General features: G+C 36.8%; 22 protein-coding genes. 17 read left to right on the forward strand and 5 right to left on the reverse strand.

The genetic code is table 11. The features are described from left to right. Window positions 1–30: 30 nt before the first annotated feature. Together dpaL and HMPREF1140_RS00200 are read right to left on the reverse strand one after the other, a co-directional pair. Window positions 31–1,224: a diaminopropionate ammonia-lyase gene (gene dpaL, locus HMPREF1140_RS00195; protein ID WP_007595645.1), complete on the reverse strand. Its 1,194-nt coding sequence runs from the start codon at window positions 1,222–1,224 to the stop codon at window positions 31–33. 39 nt (window positions 1,225–1,263) lie between these two features. Then, on the reverse strand, window positions 1,264–1,926 hold the full coding sequence (locus tag HMPREF1140_RS00200; protein ID WP_009661929.1) for a helix-turn-helix transcriptional regulator: 663 nt from the start codon (window positions 1,924–1,926) through the stop codon (window positions 1,264–1,266). Between the two features lie 322 nt (window positions 1,927–2,248). Here HMPREF1140_RS00200 and HMPREF1140_RS00205 point away from each other — a divergent pair, with 322 nt between their 5' ends. Then, window positions 2,249–2,746, forward strand: a complete 498-nt coding sequence (locus tag HMPREF1140_RS00205) for a hypothetical protein (protein ID WP_009661932.1) — start codon at window positions 2,249–2,251, stop codon at window positions 2,744–2,746. A gap of 46 nt (window positions 2,747–2,792) precedes the next feature. On the opposite strand, the gene tadA is transcribed toward HMPREF1140_RS00205, so the two are convergent. Beyond that, window positions 2,793–3,260 carry a tRNA adenosine(34) deaminase TadA gene (tadA, locus tag HMPREF1140_RS00210; protein WP_009661969.1) on the reverse strand — a complete coding sequence of 156 codons (468 nt, stop codon included), beginning with the start codon at window positions 3,258–3,260 and terminating at the stop codon, window positions 2,793–2,795. 171 nt (window positions 3,261–3,431) lie between these two features. On the opposite strand from tadA, the gene HMPREF1140_RS00215 reads away from it, so the two are divergent. The 4 genes from HMPREF1140_RS00215 to prfB all read left to right on the forward strand — a co-directional run bounded on the left by HMPREF1140_RS00215 (window position 3,432) and on the right by prfB (window position 9,590). Further along, a complete protein-coding gene (locus tag HMPREF1140_RS00215; protein WP_007595650.1) occupies window positions 3,432–4,127 on the forward strand; it encodes a response regulator transcription factor in 696 nt (231 codons plus the stop codon). A gap of 1 nt (window position 4,128) precedes the next feature. Then, window positions 4,129–6,411, forward strand: coding sequence for a sensor histidine kinase (locus HMPREF1140_RS00220; protein WP_035619571.1), 2,283 nt, complete (start codon window positions 4,129–4,131; stop codon window positions 6,409–6,411). Window positions 6,412–6,561: 150 nt separating this feature from the next. Further along, on the forward strand, window positions 6,562–8,373 hold the full coding sequence (gene ftsH / locus HMPREF1140_RS00225; RefSeq protein WP_009661910.1) for an ATP-dependent zinc metalloprotease FtsH: 1,812 nt from the start codon (window positions 6,562–6,564) through the stop codon (window positions 8,371–8,373). Between the two features lie 82 nt (window positions 8,374–8,455). Then, window positions 8,456–9,590, forward strand: a protein-coding gene (gene prfB / locus HMPREF1140_RS00230) for a peptide chain release factor 2 (protein WP_156789887.1) whose coding sequence is annotated in 2 segments (ribosomal slippage) — window positions 8,456–8,530 and window positions 8,532–9,590 — 1,134 coding nt in all. Because the reading frame shifts where the segments join, the coding sequence is not laid out codon by codon here. 63 nt (window positions 9,591–9,653) lie between these two features. Here the strand turns inward: prfB and HMPREF1140_RS00235 are convergent. Next, window positions 9,654–10,319, reverse strand: coding sequence for an RloB family protein (locus tag HMPREF1140_RS00235; RefSeq protein WP_009661927.1), 666 nt, complete (start codon window positions 10,317–10,319; stop codon window positions 9,654–9,656). Continuing rightward, on the reverse strand, window positions 10,320–11,504 hold the full coding sequence (locus HMPREF1140_RS00240) for an AAA family ATPase (RefSeq protein WP_009661908.1): 1,185 nt from the start codon (window positions 11,502–11,504) through the stop codon (window positions 10,320–10,322). Window positions 11,505–11,703: 199 nt separating this feature from the next. On the opposite strand from HMPREF1140_RS00240, the gene HMPREF1140_RS00245 reads away from it, so the two are divergent. The 12 genes from HMPREF1140_RS00245 (at window position 11,704) to rpsB (ending at window position 22,810) form a co-directional block, all read left to right on the forward strand. Further along, window positions 11,704–12,771, forward strand: a complete 1,068-nt coding sequence (locus HMPREF1140_RS00245; protein WP_009661900.1) for an extracellular solute-binding protein — start codon at window positions 11,704–11,706, stop codon at window positions 12,769–12,771. A gap of 135 nt (window positions 12,772–12,906) precedes the next feature. Beyond that, a complete protein-coding gene (locus HMPREF1140_RS00250; RefSeq protein ID WP_009661958.1) occupies window positions 12,907–14,028 on the forward strand; it encodes an ABC transporter ATP-binding protein in 1,122 nt (373 codons plus the stop codon). Beyond that, a complete protein-coding gene (locus HMPREF1140_RS00255) occupies window positions 14,018–15,673 on the forward strand; it encodes an ABC transporter permease (RefSeq protein WP_009661903.1) in 1,656 nt (551 codons plus the stop codon). Before HMPREF1140_RS00250 ends, HMPREF1140_RS00255 begins: the two co-directional genes overlap by 11 nt. Window positions 15,674–15,707: 34 nt before the next feature. After that, complete coding sequence (locus HMPREF1140_RS00260; RefSeq protein WP_009661919.1) at window positions 15,708–17,411, forward strand: sensor histidine kinase; 1,704 nt, start codon at window positions 15,708–15,710, stop codon at window positions 17,409–17,411. A gap of 3 nt (window positions 17,412–17,414) precedes the next feature. Beyond that, entirely contained in the window at window positions 17,415–18,209 is a 795-nt protein-coding gene (locus HMPREF1140_RS00265) for a response regulator transcription factor (protein ID WP_009661966.1), read from the forward strand. A 111-nt stretch (window positions 18,210–18,320) separates the two neighbouring features. Then, window positions 18,321–18,608, forward strand: a complete 288-nt coding sequence (gene rpsF / locus HMPREF1140_RS00270) for a 30S ribosomal protein S6 (protein WP_009661951.1) — start codon at window positions 18,321–18,323, stop codon at window positions 18,606–18,608. A gap of 23 nt (window positions 18,609–18,631) precedes the next feature. Beyond that, window positions 18,632–19,078: a single-stranded DNA-binding protein gene (locus HMPREF1140_RS00275; RefSeq protein WP_007595674.1), complete on the forward strand. Its 447-nt coding sequence runs from the start codon at window positions 18,632–18,634 to the stop codon at window positions 19,076–19,078. Window positions 19,079–19,105: 27 nt separating this feature from the next. Further along, a complete protein-coding gene (rpsR, locus tag HMPREF1140_RS00280; protein WP_007595675.1) occupies window positions 19,106–19,375 on the forward strand; it encodes a 30S ribosomal protein S18 in 270 nt (89 codons plus the stop codon). Window positions 19,376–19,546: 171 nt separating this feature from the next. Continuing rightward, window positions 19,547–20,893 (forward strand): N-acetylmuramoyl-L-alanine amidase family protein, encoded by a 1,347-nt coding sequence (locus HMPREF1140_RS00285; protein ID WP_009661917.1) that lies wholly within the window; start codon window positions 19,547–19,549, stop codon window positions 20,891–20,893. 12 nt (window positions 20,894–20,905) lie between these two features. Continuing rightward, complete coding sequence (locus HMPREF1140_RS00290) at window positions 20,906–21,316, forward strand: HIT family protein (protein WP_009661952.1); 411 nt, start codon at window positions 20,906–20,908, stop codon at window positions 21,314–21,316. Continuing rightward, window positions 21,316–21,945 (forward strand): rhomboid family intramembrane serine protease, encoded by a 630-nt coding sequence (locus HMPREF1140_RS00295; RefSeq protein ID WP_009661962.1) that lies wholly within the window; start codon window positions 21,316–21,318, stop codon window positions 21,943–21,945. The genes HMPREF1140_RS00290 and HMPREF1140_RS00295 overlap by 1 nt, the downstream gene beginning before the upstream one ends. Before the next feature lie 88 nt (window positions 21,946–22,033). Next, window positions 22,034–22,810: a 30S ribosomal protein S2 gene (rpsB, locus tag HMPREF1140_RS00300; RefSeq protein WP_007595680.1), complete on the forward strand. Its 777-nt coding sequence runs from the start codon at window positions 22,034–22,036 to the stop codon at window positions 22,808–22,810. The last annotated feature ends 13 nt before the right edge of the window (window positions 22,811–22,823 follow it).

Here is a 22,823-nt window from a genome sequence, read left to right on the forward strand (position 1 = left end):
GTATTGTTCCTCCTTCAATATATAACTATCTTATCTTTCCTTAGCTTCCCAGATAATATTTCTCCAACGCTGTGGATCAGTGTCACCCTCAGTTGAGAAGAGTAATACCTTAGAATCCTTGGTTAAGTTTAGTTTCTCTCTAAGCTCCTTGTACTCATCATCCATCATGATAGTAGCGAGTGCACCGAACGGAGCGGCTCCCGACTCACCTGAAAGAACCTGAGTATCTCCCTTTAAAGGAGCGTTAAGCATACGCATACCTCTTGCAGCCACGATATCCTCAGCAGCTATAAAGCATGTCACATGATTCTTTAATATGTCCCAAGATGTGATATTCGGCTCACCGCAAGCAAGACCTGCCATGATTGTATCCATATCTCCATCTACTATTCTTATATCACCGTCAGCAGCCTTTGCACCCTTGTAAAGACAAGCTGCAGCCTCAGCCTCAACAACTACCATTACAGGTGGGTTCTCTTTGTACTTGTTAGCAAAGTAACCGACCATTGCACCTGCAAGTGAACCTACACCTGCCTGAACAAATACATGAGTAGGTCTCTCGGCAAACTGAGCATCAGCCTCAAGCGCCATAGTACCGTATCCTTGCATGATCCATGCAGGAATCTTCTCATAGCCTTCCCAAGCTGTATCCTGAACCACAACACCGTGCTCAACACCGGCAGCAAGCTTTGCAGCCTCACGAACGCACTCATCATAGTTTACATCTGAAATCCAAGCATCAGCACCCTCAGCCTTGATGTTATTGAGTCTTGTCTCAGTTGAACCCTTAGGCATGATAATTACCGATTTTTGATGCAACTTATTTGCTGCCCAAGCTACTCCACGACCATGGTTACCATCTGTAGCAGAGAAGAATGTAGCAGGTTTGAATTTCTTTGCAAACTCGTCGGATGTAAGGACTGAATAAGGTAGTTCAGATACATCTACATTCATTTCATCAGCTATGTACTTAGCGATAGCATATGAACCGCCAAGAACCTTAAATGCGTTCAAACCGAATCTGTAAGACTCATCCTTTACCTTTACTGTTCCTAATCCAAGGAATTCAGCCATTTCCTTTAAATCAGCCAATGGTGTTTGAGTATACTGAGGAAAGCTCTCATGGAATGCTTTCGCTTTTGTTACTTCTTCCACAGACATTATCGGAAGATTGGCATCCTCTGTTTTGGGCATATTATTTAAGACCCATTTTAGTTGTGACATGAAATTTTAAACCTCCTAAATTGTTTAGCAAAAATGCTATTATTCATTAACTGTCTTAGCCTGTTCAATGTAGCTATACAGTGTGAATTTACTAATTCCAAAAAATTGAGAAATCTTGTCCCCTGACTTAGTGATGAGAAAAGCACCGGCATCCTGTAAAAATTTAATAGCCTTAATCTTTTCATCCTTTGTCATAAGGGCAGGTGTCTTTCCTACAATCCTTACGCTTTGTTCTATCAGATTTTCAAGCAAATCATTTACACTAAGTGGGATTTGTCCATAAACGTCTTCTTCGGCAGCTTCAAAATTCTCAACTATACTTGAGAGTGTTGCCTGAGCATTTATGAAATTTGTCATATCATGGTTTATACCAAGAATAAATCTGTATTTACCGGTTTCATCCTTTAAGAATACGGAGGAAGATTTTAATATCCTGCCGTCGGTGGTATGAGTCTTATATCCGAGGTGATCACTTACGTTTTCTCCTTTTTTTAAGGCTTCAAGAGTTCCGAGAACTATCTTTGAAGCACCGTCACCGATTTTTCTTCCTGTTACATGACCATTGATGATATAGCAAATAGTGTGTTCCAGATCGTCAGCTTGTAAATCATGAATACAGACTTCACAGTCATTGCCGAAATGTCTGGCGATACCATGAGCAATCATTACTAAAGATTCTAAAGTCAAATCATCTCTTTTCATAAAATTCACTATTGCCATTCCTTTATTATTTGAATACCTAAAATTTTTTTAGGTATCTATAATATAGCACCTTTAACAAAGCAAATCAATAGCAAACTAAAAAAAATTTAGGTCAACAAAAACATTGTAAGAATACATAAAAAACAAAGTATTTAGTTGAATTTATACAGTGGAATAGGTTTGATAATTAATTAATAAAAAATAAGCAACAATTATTTAAAAAAACAGTATATAAATTTTAACTGTACATATTTAGATGAAGAAAATATAATAATAGACATAATAAACAAAGGAGGAAATACTTACGAAGAGGTTTATAATAGTGCTTTCCTGCCTTTTCCTGGCCGGGTGCGGCAGTGCAGGTAAAGCTGATAATGAAAAGACAGTTGCTGAAAGCAAAATAGCAAATGAGAGTAATACAAATGAGAACAGTACAGAGGCAGAGAGTGAATCTGTAAAGAAAGATGGAGAAGTAGACTACGATTTGACCGTTATGGGTGCGGATATGGTATACGCTACAGTATATCAGATGATGATAGATCCCAAGTCATATATAGGCAAGAGCTTTAAAATAAGAGGAAACTATTATTCTTCATACAGCAAGGATAAGGATGTATATTATCATTTCTGTATGATAAAGGATGCGGCGGCATGTTGTGCGCAGGGTTTGGAACTGCTTTGGGCTGATGAAAAAATGAACAGACATGAAAACTGTCCTGAAGAAGATGCTCTTGTCACTGTGGAAGGTGTATTTGAGACTTATGAAGAAGGCCCTAATACATATGGAAGAATAAAAGATGCGAAGATAGTGGAAGAGTAAGTATAAAACCGGGACTGTCAATATAGTTTGACTCTCCCGGCCATTTTTATGACTTGCTCTGTCTTAACGATTTAAAAAAGGAGGTAAGCATACCGGAACATTCGTTATGAAGAGGGCCGGATATAAGCTCTACTTCCGTTTTGTGGTTGAAGCCGTCTGTTTGTAAAATATTTATAATGGAACCGGCACATCCGGCTTTCGGATTCATGGCGCCGAGAACTACCTTTTTTATTCTGGACTGGACTATTGCACCTGCACACATCGGACAGGGCTCGAGCGTTATATACATGGTACAATCCTCAAGTCTCCAATCTCCAAGCTTTTTACATGCTTTTTTTATTGCAATAATTTCAGCATGAGAGAGTGTACTCTTGTCCTTGTTTCTTCTATTATATCCTCTTGCTATTATCTTATCTTCAAAAACAATCACACAGCCTATAGGAACATCACCTATATCTCCGGCTTTTTTTGCCTGCTTTATGGCTTCTTTTAAAAAAAATTCATCTCTATTCATATATTTCCTTTATAAGACACAAAAAATTAACACTTTAGGTTTATAATTATAAAACTACAAAACTGTTAGAAAATATTCATTTTTTTATATTAAAACAAATGGTATAATGTAAACAGTTATAATTTAAACTAAATCAAAATAAAAATCAAATCAAGATATAAAGGTGGAACAATGGAATTAATATTGGTATGTGATGACGACAGAGAGATAGTAGATGCAATAAAAATCTATCTTTCAGGGGAGGGCTTTGAAGTGCTTACAGCCTATGATGGTGAAGAAGCGGTAAAATTGATGGCAAAACACAGAGTTGATTTGCTTATAATAGATATTATGATGCCTGTACTGGACGGAATAAGAGCTACGATGAAGATAAGGGAGAACAGCACTGTGCCTATTATAATGCTTTCGGCAAAATCTGAGGATGCAGATAAGATTTTAGGACTGAATATCGGTGCGGATGATTATCTTACAAAGCCTTTTAATCCTCTTGAGCTTGTTGCAAGAGTAAAGAGTCAACTTAGAAGATATAAAAAACTTGGAAATATGTCTGTGCCTGAGTCACAAAAGGTTGTTGTAGGTGACCTTGAAATTGACGATGAGACCAAGGAAGTTACAATCGCAGGAGAACTTATAAAGCTTACACCTATAGAGTACAATATACTCTTGCTTCTTGCAAAGAATGCGGGAAAGGTGTTCTCAATTGATGAAATATATGAGCAGATTTGGAATGAAGAGGCTATCGGAGCAGACAATACAGTGGCTGTACATATAAGACATATAAGAGAAAAAATAGAGTTAAATCCTAAGGAACCAAGATATTTGAAAGTTGTATGGGGAGTAGGATACAAGATTGAAAAACAAAGCTGATATGGATAAGAATACATTTTTATCAAAAAGCAGGATGAAAGTATGGGTAACCATATTACATATAGCGGCTTTCATAGTTTTTGTTATAGGTATTTCAATTATTTATTGTAATGAAAATTTCAATAGGGGTCTGCTGTGGATAAATGCGGAGAAATATGATGATTCTCCTGCATTCAGAACACAGTTTGACTCCGATGTTTCATTGCTTTTTTCGTATGCGAATTTAAAGGATATCTTTGAAACAGACGGCAAATTTGACATAAATAAGGATGTTTTCGGTCTGAATATGGGCCCAAGCAATGATGTGGATTTTACTGTAGGTGCAATAATAGAATATGCCAAGAGACATGGATTTTATATAGATGAGCATTTTCAGGTCAGCATTGTAGATCAAAGTCTGGTAAATCAGATAGAAGATACATCATATTTTGTTAATTACAGAACATATGCGGATACTTCAGGTCTTGTTGAACCGGGTGATGCATATATAAGTATGAAGACAATTATAACAGAGAGTCTTGTCTTGCTTTCAAAATATTACAATGCCTATGAAAGATTTATTCTTACCCCTTCAAATTTCAGGTACAGACTTGAGTATGGAGATATTGTATATACAAATGACAGAACACTTAATATTAAGAGTGTTTATGGATACGGAAAGTACGCCATAACGTCTTCGCAGGGAATGATGGTGGACACGAACTTGAGTGAGATACCGAAAGAGTTGTCGTATCAGGCGGAAAAACTTACAGATAAACTGCCGAAACCTTATAAAGTATATATCGCAGTGAATACCGTATATACCGCTACAGATGCATATGCTTTAGCAAATGTGGATTATTTGAGGCAGAGGAGAGCATATTCCATAGGATTGGTAGCGGCTACTGTAGGACTTATTTTGATATCTTTAAGTATGGCCTATCTTCTTATCTTCAGCGGTCACAGCGAGGGTAAAAAGGGCATAAAAATAAATAAGCTTTTTGATATTATTCCGGTTGAAGTGAAAATACTGTTACTGACCTTTGGAATAGTTTTAGTTTTTGCCGCAAACAATTTTATAGGGCAGAAAGTATTACATATTTATATAGAAAAAAAGCATTGGAATTTTGCAAATCAGATGCTGAATTATGCTTCTGTTTATATTGTTGCATTACCGATAGTATTTTCAATTGTAAGAGAGTATAAGGCCGGACTTTTGTGGAAAAACTCATACACAAAAGTGATTAAGGAAAGTTTTTCCGTATATATGTTAAAAAGAAGTTTTAAGAAAAAATGGGGATCAAACTTTCTTGTTTTGATGCTTGTGGATTTTATTGCGGTTACATTATTCCTTGTAACAACTATAAATGAAAAGAGACTTCTTGGAAGATTGATGATATTTATCTGCTTTATTATATTTTTAGTTATAAATTTTATTATATTTAATAAGATTTATAAAACGGCTATAGCTTTTGACAGTATTGCGGAAGCTATAAAAGAGATTGCAAGCGGAGATACAAGATACAGACTCAATGAGGATGAGTTTGCCGGAAGAGAGGCAAGTGTTGTAAAGGATCTCAACAATATAAGTAAGGGATTTCAGGGGGCGATAAACGATCAGGTAAAGAGTGAGAGATTAAAAGCCGATTTGATAACAAATGTGTCACATGATATCAAAACACCGCTCACTTCAATAATAAATTATGTCGATCTTATAAAGAGAGAAAAACCTGAAAATGCCAAAATACAGGAGTATCTGGATATACTCTCCGTAAAGTCACAGCATTTAAAGAACCTGACTGAGGATCTGGTTGAGGCAAGTAAGGTTTCAAGCGGAAATATATCGGTAGATCTAAGAGATATTGATCTGGTTGAAATGATAAATCAAACAAACGGAGAGTTTGAAGAAAAGTTCAGTGAGAAAGGGCTTTCAATTATTTCAAATACTCCTTCAAGTGGAGTAATGATAAAGGCCGACGGAAGACATCTTTGGAGAGTTTTGGAAAACCTTTACAATAATGCATTTAAATATGCCGCAAAGAACTCGAGAATTTATATTGATGTTATTTCGGAAAATACGGGAGCAACATTTGTTATAAAAAATATATCCGAAAATCCGTTAAATATAAGACCTGATGAGCTTACAGAAAGATTTGTAAGAGGTGATGTATCAAGAACCACTGAAGGCAGCGGACTTGGGCTTTCTATAGCAAAGTCTTTGACCATACTGCAAGGCGGAAAGTTTGAGATAATTATAGACGGTGATCTTTTCAAGGTTGAGATAAAATTTGAAAAGGTAGCATAAAGATTGATATATGGTTAGATTGAATACAATCTAACCATATATTTACATTGACAGTTGGCACTCGAGATGATATAGTGCTAACAACAACCTTTAAAAAAGGTTGGATAACAGTAAATAAGGTTGATTATATTATCAAAAAAAGGAGGTAATATGATAGATGATCCCAAAAACAGAAGGCCTTTCATATATTATTATGTAATAGTATTAATAATAATGACGGCAATAAACTTTATGGTACTTCCGTTTATAAAGGAAGGGCAGATAAAGCAGGTAGACTATGGTACATTTATGACCATGACTGAGAATAAAGAAATTTCAAAAGTTGATATACAGACAAATCAAATTCTTTTTACAGGAACCAATGATAAGACGGTATATAAGACAGGGCTTATGAATGATCCGGGACTTACAGACAGACTGCATAATGCAGGAGTACAGTTTTCAAGTGAAATAGTCAGAAAAGATTCACCCTTTGTGGATGCACTTTTGAGTTGGGTTCTTCCGCTGGTATTATTCTATTTCCTTTGGAACAGAATTTCAAAGAGAATGTTTGATAAAAACAGTGCAAACTCTTTGATGTTTGGAAATATGGGCAAATCCGGTGCCAAAGTATATGTTAAGTCTTCCGAAGGAATCAAATTTGAAGATGTGGCAGGTGAGGATGAAGCTAAGGAAAATCTTACAGAGATAGTGGATTACTTACATGATCCGAGTAAGTACAGGGATATCGGTGCTTCAATGCCTAAAGGAATACTTCTTGTAGGACCTCCGGGAACAGGTAAGACTATGCTTGCAAAGGCTGTAGCAGGTGAGGCAAATGTTCCTTTCTTCTCAATGTCGGGTTCCGAGTTTGTTGAGATGTTTGTAGGTATGGGGGCTTCAAAGGTAAGAGACCTTTTCAAACAGGCAAAGGAAAAAGCGCCATGTATAGTTTTTATTGATGAGATAGATGCTATAGGTAAGAAAAGAGACGGTCAAATAGGCGGAAATGATGAGAGAGAGCAGACTCTCAACCAGCTTTTAACAGAGATGGACGGCTTTGAGGGAAATTCAGGTGTTATGATTTTGGCGGCTACAAACAGACCTGACGCACTTGACCCGGCGCTTACAAGACCGGGAAGATTTGACAGAAGAGTACCTGTAGAACTCCCTGATTTAAAGGGTAGAGAGGAAATACTCAAGGTTCATGCCAAAAAGATAAAGATTGCAGATGATGTTGACTTTAAGCTGATTGCAAGAATGGCTTCCGGTGCCTCTGGTGCGGAGCTTGCAAATATTATAAATGAGGCTGCACTAAGAGCGGTTAGAGACAACAGAAAGTTTGCAAATCAGTCCGATCTTGAAGAGAGTATTGAGGTTGTTATCGCAGGGTATCAAAAGAAAAATTCTATATTGACTGATGCAGAGAAGTGGAGAGTGTCATATCATGAAGTAGGCCATGCACTTGTAGCTGCAAAGCAGACCAATTCGGCGCCGGTTACAAAGATTACCATTATTCCGAGAACTTCAGGAGCACTCGGATACACCATGCAGGTGGATGAAGGTAATCATTATCTGATGACAAAGAGTGAGCTTGAAAATAAGATTGCCACTCTTACAGGCGGAAGAGCAGCAGAGGAAGTGGTATTCGGAGATGTTTCCACAGGAGCTTCAAATGATATAGAACAGGCTACCAAACTTGCAAGAGCTATGATTACCAGATACGGAATGAGTAAGGACTTTGATATGGTTGCACTTGAGACAGTTAACAACAGGTATCTCGGAGGTGATACTTCTTTGGCGGCTTCGGCTGAGACTGCGGCGGTTATAGACAAACAGGTCGTGGCTTTGGTAAAAGCTCAGCACGAGAAAGCTGCGCAGATACTTTTGGAAAACCGAGATAAGCTTGAAGAAATATCTCATTTCCTGTATGAGAAGGAAACGATCACAGGTGATGAGTTTATGGAGATATTAAACAGATAATGTTTACATAATCCCTAAACTTTAATATAATGTCGTTGATATTCAATTGGATATTTAGAAAAAAATGAAAGTGGGTGAGCAAATGGTAGAATTAGACGGTTTTAAAACCACACTACAATCCTACGAAAAAATATTGCTGGAAGTGAGGGATTCACTTTGACTTAGACAGTAAGGAAAAAAAGATAATTGAGCTTGATCGTGCAATGGAAGAGCCTACATTTTGGGATGATCCGAAGGAAAGTACCAAGATAGTGAGAGAGGCAAAACAGCTCAAGGATACTGTCGAAAAATATAATAAGTTAAAGTCCGAATACGAAGATATCGGAGTCCTTATAGAGATGGGCTATGAGGAAAATGATGAGAGCCTTATACCTGAGATAGAAGGTATGCTTGAAGCATTTACAAAAGAAATAGACGAACTGAAGATAGCTACACTTCTTACAGGTGAATATGACTCTTCAAATGCCATCATGAAACTTAATGCAGGTGCAGGCGGAACCGAGTCCTGTGACTGGTGTTCAATGCTTTACAGAATGTATACAAGATGGGCCGCCGCAGAGGGATATAGCGTTGAGATCCTTGATATGCTTGAAGGTGATGAGGCAGGTATAAAATCAGTCACATTGCAGATAAACGGTTTAAATGCCTACGGTTATCTTAGAAGTGAGCATGGTGTGCACAGACTTGTTCGTATCTCGCCTTTTAATGCGGCGGGAAAGCGCCAGACATCATTTGTGTCCTGTGATATCATGCCGGATATTGAAGAAGACCTTGATGTGGATATCAATCCTGATGATTTGAGAATAGATACCTATCGTTCATCAGGTGCCGGAGGTCAGCATATCAATAAGACTTCTTCAGCTATAAGAATCACACATATACCTACAGGTGTGGTAGTACAATGTCAGAATGAAAGAAGTCAGTTCCAAAACAAGGACAGGGCTATGCAGATGCTTAAAGCTAAGCTCTTTATGTTAAAACAGCAGGCAAATGTTGAAAAACTTTCAGATATCAGAGGTGATGTAAAGGACATAGGCTGGGGAAATCAGATCCGTTCCTATGTAATGCAGCCGTATACAATGGTAAAAGATCACAGAACCGGAGCTGAAAGCGGAAATGTAAGTGCCGTTATGGATGGAGATATAGATAAGTTTATTATTGCATACCTTACATGGCAGAGCCTAGGTTGCCCTGCAAGAAATGCGGGGGATGAATAGTGTAGAAAATAAAGAAACCGACTGTGAAAAAAAGTTTTCATGGTCGGTTTTTTAATATTGTATTTAAGTTGTTGGATAGATATTAGGGAACTTTTCTATAAGCTTATATACATCCGTGTATGGGGATACATCTAATCCAAATGGAAGACTATACCCATTATTAATATGACTCTTTTCTATTCGCTTTGCATGTTCGGTTGCTTTGCCGGTATAAGGTGATAACTGAGAATATATATCTTTGGACTTTTCATAGTTTGGTATATATTTATTTAGCTCCGCTTGGACTGACCTATAGTCGTTAAAATGTTTTGTACTATACATAAAGTGTAATAAATACCAAAACTCAAAGCAGGGGTTTGAAATTATGATTTCAATATCCTTAGAACGAGCTTTTTCTCTGGCATGTAACAGCTTCTTGTTTTTTGTATCTAAAGCACCTTGTGTTTTAAAATCAATATCACCGTCGGCAACAATCCAGGTACTGTCACTATATTCAATGGAGATTTGCTCTTCTTTTTTGTATGCAACGGCTTTGTCCAGAAGATGATCATAATCAGTTTTTGCTCCGTCAGATTTATTTCCTACTATACGAACATCTATGTTGTTTTGTCGTGTACGAAAGTTATCAAAGTACATTGGTTCAGTTTTTGAACCCTCTGTTATAATCAATATAACCGGCTTAATTTTGCGTTTCTGTTGCCCTCTTTTTTCAAGTTTTATTCTTGGCATTTATTCACCTCTTTTTATAAATGGAATGGCACCATATCTGCCTAATAGATACCCCTTTTCTATTTCGGTTCCCTTTTTTATAGGAAAATCATACAGCGAAAAGAGATTAGTAACCGCAGTTTCTTCTTCTTTTTCTGTAAACCAAATTTGATCTCTTCTTAGAGTGTCGGAATCTAATAACATAGTACTGTGAGAAGTGAAAATCAACTGTGCATTCTTTGCATTAGATTCGTTGCTGTTAAAAAGCGATATAAGATGCTTTGTAAGTAGCGGATGCAAATGTGCATCTATTTCATCAGCTATAAATACCGTACCTTCATCCAGAGCCTTTTTGGCAAAACAAATCACTTCCAGATATGCTCTTGTGCCGTCAGATTCTTCACCTATATTCAAATCATAATAAGAAGGTTGCCCGTTATTATCATATACACGGTGAACAGTTTTTAAATTATCTGTAGGAAATACGGAATCGATGTAATTCAAATCACCGGAGTTTTTTAAAATCAAGTCATTTATACCAAAATCAGCAACTTTCAGCATAGATAAAATACTGTTTTTAAAATCGATATTTTCAAATTTTGAAGAAGTTGTTCTAATGTCTTTTGTAAAAAATTGACATGATGCAAACCATTCAAAAGCAGGAATAACTTCAGAATAATTCCAATTTGCAGCAACAGAAAGATATAATTTATTTGCAGATGTACGTTCTTTAAATGAATTTTGTTTAGATACATCTTTGACAAAACGGAAATCTCTTGTATTACTGCGTTCGAATATTATAGCCTGTCTTCCTTTTGGATAATGATAAAGATATTCATCTATAACCTCATCATCGTTTATGGAAAAACCGTAGGCATAGCAGATACCGTTTGATATAAAAATAACTTCGAATTTACCGGGAAGATGTTGGGTATCTTTATCAAACTGAAACGGATAGCGTGGTATCTTTTTATGTAGTTGTAAATTATGAGAATTTAATACAAAATCAACCATAAAAGAAAAAGCTCTGATTATATTAGACTTACCTGAAGCATTAGCACCATATATAACAGCGGATTTCAAATATTTTTCATTCGCATATGAGATTAAATGTTCAGGGTGCTCCTTTACATTACCTGCAAGCATGGATAATGTGACTTTATCCTTTATAGAGCGAAAATTGGTGACACTAAACTGTATTAACATAGTAATGCTCCTAAAAACTTTATTTGTATAAATTATTATAATGAAAAACAGTCGATAAAACAATGCAGAAAAATTTCAAAAGAAGCATCTGTGGATAAGAAGTTCAGAATTTTGGATATATCGACTTATTATTAGGTTTATTTTACTTTTTTATAAAGATATAATCACTATATAAATTTTACGTGACGGAGGAATATTTATGAAAAAGCAAGTAATTGCAATATCTTTGGCAGCTATGACAGCTTTAAGTCTTATGGCTTGTTCAGGTCAAAAGAGTGAGGGAACGGCAAGTTCCGATGCTAAGGTTGAAAGCAAGGATACAAAGGACGGGGATCTTAAAGAAACAGGAAAACTTGTTATATACAGTCCTTTGACCGAATCTATGATCGATGAGATGATCACAAAGTTTGAAGAGGAAACCGGAATAGAGGCGGAGTGCCTTGCAATGGGAACCGGAGATGCTCTTAAAAGAATCGAGACAGAGGCTGATAACCCACAGGCTGATGTACTGTGGTCGGGAACAATAGGTACAGTAAAGAATAAGAGTGAGTATTTTGCAGATTACAAATGTGTAAATGAAGATGCATTCTATGATGAGTACAAGAATAAAGAGGGTAATCTTACAAGATTTGATACAATACCTTCTGTAATCATGGTAAACACAGATTTGATAGGAGATATCAAAGTTGAAGGCTATGAGGATTTATTAAATCCTGAACTCAAAGGAAAGATAGCTTTTGCAGAGCCGTCAGCGTCATCTTCATCATTTGAGCACCTTGTTAATATGCTGTACGCTATGGGTAACGGTGATCCTGATAAGGGATGGGACTATGTAGAGAAGCTTGTAGACCAGCTGGACGGAAAGCTTCTTGGAGGTTCATCAGCAGTTTATAAGGGAGTAGCGGACGGTGAGTATACAGTAGGTCTTACATTTGAGCAGGGTGCTGCACAGTATGTAGGAGCGGGTTCACCTGTAAAAGTTGTATATATGAACGAAGGAGTCATCTTTAGAGGAGACGGTGCATATATAATAAAGAACTGTGCAAATGAGAGAAGCGCTCAGATTTTCCTTGACTGGTTGACAGATAAAGAGACGCAGGAATTTATGAACAATACACAGTATCGTAGAAGTATCAGAAAAGACGTTGAAGCAGGCGATGCTATGAAGCCTATGAGTGAAATCAAGGTTATCACTGACGACGAGACCAACACAGCTGAGCATAAGTCGGAGTGGTTGGACAAATTCAAAGAAATATTTACAAAATAAATTATGAAAAAGCTGCCGCATAATACAGGACGGTACAAGTAAAAGCTAAAGTGATTTAGATATAACTTGTAAGAGTTGTGTTGGCGGCAGCTCTTTCTTTAATCGGAAAGAATAATTATATATCGGGAGAAAAATATGAGCGTTAGTATAAATGTAAAAGATGTTGTAAAAAAATATGGTGATATAACGATAATACCGGATTTGTCCACTACCATTAAAAACGGAGAGTTCTTCACATTGCTTGGACCTTCAGGCTGCGGAAAGACAACATTACTCAGAATGATAGCAGGATTTAATTCAATAGAGGGCGGTACAATAGCATTTGATGATAAAATTATAAATGATACACCGGCACAAAACAGAAACATAGGAATGGTTTTCCAAAGTTATGCGATCTTCCCGCATCTTACAGTAAGACAGAATGTAGAGTACGGGCTTAAGATAAGAAAAGTACCTAAGGCAGAGATGAAACAAAGAGTGGATGAGATACTCAAGATAGTAAAGATAGAAGAGTATCAGGACAGGCTGCCTGAGAGGTTGTCAGGCGGACAGCAACAAAGAGTTGCACTTGCAAGAGCGATTGTTATACATCCGCAGGTGCTCTTAATGGATGAGCCACTCTCAAATCTTGATGCAAAGCTTAGAATAGAAATGAGAAGTGCCATAAGAGATGTACAAAAGCAGATAGGAATAACTACAGTATATGTAACTCATGATCAGGAAGAGGCGCTTGCGATATCGGACAGAATAGCTGTAATGAAAGACGGTATTATCAGACAGATAGGCAGTCCGCAGGATATCTATGCCAGACCTTATGATGCATTTGTTTCAACATTTATCGGACATTCAAATCTTTTCCACGGAACTCTAAAGAGTGCAGATGGAGGCTACAAAGTAGTATTTAATGACGGATACAGTATATTTATGGATAATATATCAAGTGAAGCTAAGGACGGAGAAGAAGTGGTAATATCTGTAAGACCTGAAGAATTTTCCATTTCTGAAAACGGGATTGATTGTAAGATTTTAAGCAGAGTTTTCCTTGGAAAATATACCAATTATTTCCTTAAGTTTGAACCGGGAATGGTACTTGATGATCAGCCAAGTATTGAATACTCTCAAGACCTTGGTCAGGCGGACAGGATATTTGATGAGGGAGAGAGTATAAAACTGCTTCCGAACAAGAAGAAAATCAATATATTTACAAAGGATATGGAAAAGAGTCTTATAAAGGATGTGGTAAAGTATGCTGAATAAGAAAATTAAATTAGATTTCTGGAATATAGTTACGTTTTTAATAATTATAGTTTTTGCGATTTTCCTTATTTATCCTTTACTAAGCCTGTTTTTAGACGGCTTTAAAGACAGTAAAAGCGGTGTATGGTCTTTGATGAACTACATTCAGTTCTTTTCAAAGAAATATTATACAAGTGCACTTGTGAATTCTTTTAAGCTTACAATAAGTGTAACTGTAATAGCTGTTTTGATAGGAGTTCCTTTGGCATATTTTATGTCTTTTTATAAGATAAAGGGAAAGGGAGTCTTGGAGGTGTTGTTTATTATATCAATGATGAGCCCGAACTTTATCGGTGCTTATTCATGGATACTTTTGCTTGGAAGAAACGGAAGTGTTACAAAGTTTTTGGAAAAAGTACTTGGAATAAACATGCCTTCAATATACGGCTTTGCAGGAATGCTTTTGGTGTTTTCACTTAAGCTATATCCGTTTATCTATATCTATGTATCAGGTGCATTAAAAAAGATAGACGTTGCACTTTCCGAGGCTGCAGAGAGTTTAGGCTGTGGTGGACTTAAAAAAGTATTTACGGTTATTATGCCTCTTATAACCCCGACACTTGTTGCAGCGGCACTTTTGGTTTTTATGAACTGTATGGCGGATTTTGGAACACCTGCTCTTATAGGTGAGGGATACAGGGTTATGCCTACTCTTGTTTATTCAGAGTTCGTAGGTGAGTCGGGAGGATCTGCAAACTTTGCGGCTTGTATGGCTACTATAATGATAATTATAACCGCTTTAGTATTCTTCCTACAAAAGTGGTATATAAACACAAAATCATTTACAATGAGTTCAATAAGGCCTATACAGCCGAAGGAACCGAAGGGAATCTTCAAAGTACTTATTTACATATACATATATATGCTTGCAGGTCTTTCTATAATTCCACAGGCTATGGTAGTATATACATCATTTAAGGCTACAAAGATGCAGGTGTTTGTGGACGGATTCTCTTTGGGAAGCTACAAAAAAGTTGCCGATAAAGCATTGGCGGCAGTTACAAACACATATGTATTCTGCTTCTTTGCAATTGTAATCATTATAACTTTGGGAATGTTGATAGCATATCTTACAGTCAGAAGAAGAAGTGTACTCACATCAGCTATAGACAGTATTGCAATGTTCCCGTATATAGTACCGGGTTCGGTTCTGGGTATCACTCTTTTGATAGCATTTAATCATCAGCCTTTGATGCTTGCAGGTACTGCGTTTATAATAATTATATCTTTGGTAATAAGAAGATTGGCATATACATTGAGGTCAAGCTCTGCTATACTTTATCAGATAAGCCCAAGTATGGAAGAGGCTGCTGTAAGTTTGGGAGATACTCCTGCAAAATCTTTTGTAAAGGTTACAGCAAAGATGATGCTTCCGGGAGTGGCATCAGGTGCTATTTTGAGTTGGATCACAATAATAAATGAGTTAAGCTCTTCTGTGATGTTGTATACTTCAAAGACTAAGACAATGTCTGTAGCTATTTACAATGAAGTAATAAGAGCAAGCTACGGCCCTGCTGCTGCGCTTGCAAGTATATTGACATTGACAACAGTAATATCACTTCTGGTATTCTTCAAGGTATCGGGAAGCAAGGATGTTACAATGTAATAAAATATAATATGGGATATAAAGGGTGTAAGCTATGAATAAAAAGATAAGTTTTAAAGAAGAGTTAAAAAGAAGTCTTATAGTTCATGCGCTTACACCCTGTTTTATTTTGTGCATAATATGTGTACTTGGATTTATTTTAATTGCATCTGTAAATATCTATAGGAATAATAATATATATGCTCTAAATTCAAGAGAAAAGCTTGAAAGGGAATTAAACAGTTATATTGAAAATACAAGCCACATTGCAAAGGATATAAATATAGGAAATTTTCAAAGAAACAAGCAGTACAAAGTTGATGTAATAGAAGGAGTGTATAATTTTCTGAATCAAAAGAATATAAAGGCACAATTTTATATTTTTAATAATGATTTTGATATACTCTACAGTACAGAACGAAGTGAAGATAAAAAGAATTTCATAAAATATCAGGTAACCGGAAGTGAAATGAAATTTATAGGAGAGGGTTCAAATATAATATATATTTATGGTGGAAACGGAGTGGAAAATACACCGATATCATCATATCTTATAGTAAAGCCGATTATAAGAGATAATGAATTTGCAGGACTTTGTATATATGAGTTGGAGCTTAAAAATCTTGATGTCGTTTTTAACAATGCAAACAGTACGGTTTTACTTGTAAACAAATTTCATAGAGTTGTATACAGTAATTCAAGGAGATTTGTAGATGACAGGAATAAAATTATTAAAAATTTCAGAGACAGAAGTGGGATAATCTTTAATGATGGAGACTTGATCTATATTTCAAGCAATAAGGTTGATTATACAGATACGTGGATATATGTGATTACAGATTGCAGCACTTATATGAATATAAGCATAATAATGTTGCTGTTGATAATTGCCGTAGCAATTATAATGGCAGCGGCAATTTCTTCAAGTGCAGGTAAGTTCTCGGCAAAAAAGACCGCTATAATATATCAGCTTATAGATGCTTTAAAGCAGGTAGAGGATGGAAAACTTGATATAAATCTAGATATAGAATCCGATGATGAATTTAAGTCTATAGGACATTCTTTCAATATGATGCTTGGCAGTATAAGGCATCTTATAGAAAGACATGATAAAATGGCTCTGGAAAATAATATGGCGATAGTTCAAATGATGGAGTCGCAGTTCAATCCGCATTTTTTATTTAATACACTGGAGTCTGTAAGATACTTGGTAAAATTTAATCCAAAGGTAGCCGACAAAACGGTTGTAAACCTGTCAAAGCTTTTAAGATACAGTATACAAAATACTGTGGACACAGTTAAATTCAAGGAGGAATTTGATTTCGCAAAAAGATATATAGAGATCATGAAAGTTAGATTTGGAGACAGACTTGAGTTTAATGATAATACTTCATATGAAGTCAAAGAGGTAAGCGTGCCGAAGATGATAATACAGCCAATCGTAGAGAATGCAGTTAAATATGGATTCGGAGAAAATGTGGAAGTACTGAAGGTTGAAATATCAGCCTATATAGAATCGGAAAAAGTATATATAACAGTAAGAGATGACGGAGTCGGTATAGATAAAGAGCTTTTAAAAGAGTTGGTTGTAAATTTGAAGGAGAAGTATAACCTTTCAGATCATATAGGGCTTTACAATGTGCATAAGAGAATAGAGCTTCTCTACGGTACTGAATATGGACTTGAAATCAACAGTGAAATATGCAGGGGTACGGAAGTTGTTTTGGTATTGCCGAAAATTTTCAGACAGGGGGAATGAGATATGCATAAGATTATTATAGTTGAAGATGAGGAGATTATAAGAAACGGTCTTGCTATTTCCTTTGATTGGATGGATTACGGATGCAATATAGTGGGACTGGCAAAGGACGGCAAGGAAGGGCTTGATATGATAATGGAGCTTGAACCGGACATAGTGATCAGTGATATTAAGATGCCGAAGATGACAGGAATAGAAATGATACAAAATGCCAAAAAGCAAGGCAAGGATTTTTTTAGTATAATTCTTACCAGCTATGCGGAATTCGGTTATGCCAAAAGTGCAATAGAATTCGGGGCATCGGGATATTTATTAAAGCCTGTAGACGAGGACGAGCTTGTAGAATTGTTAAAATCAATAACAGATAAAATAAATAAAAAGAACAGGCAAAAAAAGATAGAGGAAAGTGTAAAGGACAAGATAATAGAAAAAGAAGATGACTGGAAAATATTTTTAAAAGCCGGAGAAAGCTCGGATTCTATTATAAGATCTGTTTATGAAATTATACAGAATAAATACAGTGAAAGACTCGGTATAAATGATATTGCAGAAGAATTAAAGGTAAGCAACAGTTATATCAGTAGGAAGTTAAAGACAAAGCTTAGTACAAGTTTTGTGGATTTGTTAAGTCAATACAGAATAAAAAAGGCGATATCCTATCTTGAAAAAACAGATCTAATGATATACGAAATATCATGTAAAGTAGGGTTTAGTGATTACAAGTATTTTTGTACCGTATTTAAAAAATACACTTCTTTAAGTCCTTCGGAATATCAGAAAAACAGAGCAAAAAGATAATGATTTATCGCTTGCAATAAAAAATAAACTATGATATTATTAAGTACTGTGACACATAATCCTTGCTTTTGATATCAGTATCAAAGGCCAGAGACCAAGAGGAGGTAAGAAATGACAAGTACATATGAATTAGCATTAGTGCTTAATGGTAAGCTTGAAGATGATGCAAGAGCGGAAGCTCTGGAGAAAGTTCAAAACTACATCACAAGATTTGGTGGAAGCATTGTAAATGTCGATGATTGGGGTAAGAAGAGATTTGCCTATGACATTAACAAACAAAAAGAAGGATTCTACTATTTCATTAAGTTCCAGTCAGAGGATAACAATTGTCCTAACGAGTTAGAGGCAAATGTTCGTATCATGGAATCAGTTGTGAGATACCTAGTCGTTAAGCAGTAAGCTTAATATAAAGGAGAGATTGTATGAACAGAGCCATATTAATGGGCAGACTAACAAGAGACCCGGAAGTAAGATATTCAAGTGGTGAGAGATCTATGGCAATTGCAAGATATACTCTTGCAGTAGACAGAGGTTTCAAACGTGGAGACTCATCTGAACAGAACGCAGACTTTATACCATGTGTTGCATTTGATAAAGCCGGCGAGTTTGCAGAGAGATATTTTAGACAGGGAATGAGAGTATTGGTTTCAGGTCGTATTCAGACAGGAAGTTATACCAACAAAGAAGGTCAAAAAGTTTATACAACTGAGGTCATTATAGATACTCAGGAATTTGCAGACAGTAAGGGAGCAAGCGATGGTTCAAGCAGCTATCAGGCTTCTACAAGACCGTCACCGGCATCAGCGAGTACAGACGGATTTATGAATATTCCGGACGGAGTTGATGACGAGGGTCTACCATTTAACTAGGTTAAAATTAAGAAAGGGGACTTTATCATGGCATTTAACAAGGCTGACAGAGCAGAAGGCTCTAGAAGAAGACCTGCTAACGGATTACGCAGGAGAAAGAAAGTTTGTGCATTCTGTAGTGATAAGGAAAAGGCTATTGATTATAAAGATGTGGCAACTCTTAGAAAATATATTTCAGAGAGAGGAAAAATCCTTCCAAGAAGAATTTCAGGAAGCTGTGCTAAGCATCAGAGAGAAATCACAGTAGCTATCAAGAAGGCTAGACATATAGCTCTTCTTCCTTACGTTGTAGAATAAAATTTACAAAAATATAACAAAACCCGTTTTTGTCGAAGACAGAGACGGGTTTTTTGCGTTAGTTAAGGTAAATGTAATGAAAAATACAACCTTGTAGTGTATAATATATGATACAAAAGAGTGCATGGAATTAAATAAACTTTAACGAGCATAAACGATATGGAGTAGGATATGAAAAAGAGAATACTTTTACCGGTTTTTACTTTCAGTTTACTTTTAGCAACGCCTTTAAGCGCATATGCAGAAGGTTGGGCAAAATCAGGTTCAGACTGGACTTACTTGGACAGTAATAATAATAAAATAACAAATGAGTGGAGAAAAGGTGCCGATGACAAATGGCGTTATCTAAATGATGCAGGTGTTATGGCAACCGACAGCTGGGTGGACGATGACAAATACTATGTCGACAATCAGGGACTTATAGTAGAAGGTTGGAGAAAGTTAAAGGACAGAGGTGAAGATTACTGGGCTTATTTTCAGGCCGGAGGTAAGGCGGTCAAAGGAAATTGGAAGAGCATAAACAATCAATACTATTACTTTGATGAAGACGGAAAGATGCTTACCGGGTGGATACTTGATGACAACTACTATATAAAAAGTGACGGAACTATGGTGACCGGCTGGTACAAACTTATGCCGCCAAATGATGAGGGAGAAAGAAGAACAGGACCGAATTCATCCTCGAATGAAAAGTGGTTCTACTTTACAAATACAGGAAAGAAGTTTAAGCCGGTACTTACAAACGGATCAAAATACGGAGAGAAGAAGATAGACGGTGTAAGATATGCTTTCAATGAGAACGGAGAACTTGTTACAGGTTGGGTACAGACTTCCGGAGGTTCAAATCCTACTATCAAAAATTTCAAGTATATGAATGAGGACGGAACTCTAAGAACAGGCTGGTATTCCACGGAACCGCCTGAGGAGCTCCTAGGAGAGTACAATCATACTGTTGAATGGTTCTACTTTTCATCTACAGGGGAGCCTGTTGCATCAAAGAATGAAAAATTGTATGCGAGTGATTTGCAAAAAATAAAGGGAAATCAGTATCTCTTTAATAAAAACGGTACACCGGTATACGGTATTCAAAAGGTTTACCAGGGAAATACTTATTCGGCATACTATTTCGGAAATGAGTCACAATGCTATCTAATGAAGGGTAAGCAAACAATAAAGGACGGAACCGGCAAGTCGGAGGAGTATTTTTTCCAGACTTCAACAGGTAAGGGACTGACAGGTACAAAGGATCACAAGCTTTATTATAAGGGCAGACTTGTAAAAGCAAATGAGTCCTTAAAGTATCAGGTTTTTGCAGTGCCGAATGAGAGCGGAAGCGGTACTACGAACTATGTAGTGAACTCGTCAGGTAAGATAGTATCAAACGGCAAAGTAAAAGATGCAGACAAGGTGGAGTATAAGACCAATTCGTCAGGAGTGCTTGTTGCAATAGACGGTGATACAAATATAAAGGGAACTTTTGAAACACCGCAGGAACCTGAGTGGACTGATAATGATTAAAGAGAGGTAAATATGGATTGTATTTTTTGTAAAATAGCAAACGGAGAGATTCCTTCAGATACAGTTTTTGAAGACGACAATTTTAAGGTAATACTTGATTTATCACCTGCAAGCAAGGGACATATGCTTATATTACCGAAGACACATGCAAGAGATATTACGGAACTTGGTGAGGATATAGCCGGAAAGGCAATTGTTTTGGCTGCAAAACTGGGTAAGGCATCTATGGCGGCTCTTGGAGCTACAGGATTTAACACACTCGCAAATACAGGGGAGAGTGCAGGTCAGACGGTTTTCCACTGCCATATACATGTAATACCGAGATATGACGATGCTTCAAGTATTGTAAGTTGGGTACCGGGACAGTCGGATAAGGAATTACAAAAAGAGACAGCAAAGAAAATAGCAGAGTGTATAAGATAATGGAACTTGGAATAGGTAAGAAAAATTATGTTGCAATCAGCATAATCATTGTAAATATTATATATTTTATTTTCCTTGAAACCCATGGAGGCTCTGAAAGTACCATGGTAATGCTCAAATACGGTGCGGCTTTTCCTGAAAATATAAAAAACGGTGAATATTACAGGCTTGTAACTTCCATGTTTATGCACTTCGGAATAGAACATATAGTCAACAATATGCTTATTTTGGTACTGCTTGGAGGAAAGCTTGAAGATATACTTGGCCATGTGAGATTCTTCATTATATATATGCTTTCAGGTATAATTGCAAATATAGGTTCGGATTGGTTTCAGACCTACACAGGTGATGTGGCTGTAAGTGCCGGTGCTTCAGGTGCGATATTCGGTATAGTGGGAGCGCTTTTATATGCTTTACTTGTAAACAGAGGAAGAATAAAGGATTTAAGTGTACAACAGATAGCAATCTCTCTTGCACTTATGCTTTATACAGGATTTAGGACTACAGGTGTGGACAATGCCGCGCATGTGGCAGGTGCTGCTGCGGGATTTATATTATGTCTTATTTTGTATCATGGCAATAAAAAAGAAGAGTTGCAATATGATGAATATTATGATAATATTTTATAGCTAAATAAGCACATCAAGTGAATAGGGAAAGAGGTGCCATAGGTCCTTTTCTTAAGCTTGATGGAAGAAAAACCAAAGGAGAAAAACAATGAGTGTTATTTCAATGAAGCAGTTACTTGAGGCAGGTGTTCACTTCGGACATCAGACAAGAAGATGGAACCCTAAGATGGCTCCATATATCTACACAGAGAGAAACGGTATTCACATTATCGATCTTCAGCAGAGTGTAGGTATGGTTGATACAGCATACAATGCTATGTCAGACATAGCTAAGGATGGTGGAAAGATCCTTTTCGTAGGAACAAAGAAGCAGGCACAGGACGCTATCAAGGAAGAGGCTGAGCGTTGCGGAATGTACTATGTTAACGAGAGATGGCTTGGAGGAATGCTTACAAACTTTAAGACAATCCAGTCAAGAATCAAGAGACTTCGTCAGTTGGAAGAGATGAGCGAAGACGGTACATTTGATTTACTTCCAAAGAAGGAAGTTATTCAGTTAAAGAAGGAATGGGAGAAGCTTGAGAAGAACCTCGGCGGTATCAAGGATATGAAGAACATTCCTGACGCTATATTTATTATAGATCCAAAGAAGGAGAGAATCTGTGTTCAGGAGGCTCATACTTTAGGTATTCCGCTTATCGGTATCTGTGATACAAACTGTGATCCTGACGAGCTTGATTACCTTATCCCGGGAAATGATGATGCTATCCGTGCCGTAAAGCTTATCGTAGCTAAGATGGCAGATGCTGTTATCGAGGCAAATCAGGGTGAGATTCTTTCAACATCAGAAGACGTTGCCGATGATTCACTTGAGGGTGAGACATTTGCACCTGATAAGGAAGAATTGGACGACAGACAGTTCTAATTTTAAAGAGATT

The organism is Lachnoanaerobaculum sp. ICM7 (assembly GCF_000287675.1).
Taxonomy (GTDB): domain Bacteria; phylum Bacillota; class Clostridia; order Lachnospirales; family Lachnospiraceae; genus Lachnoanaerobaculum.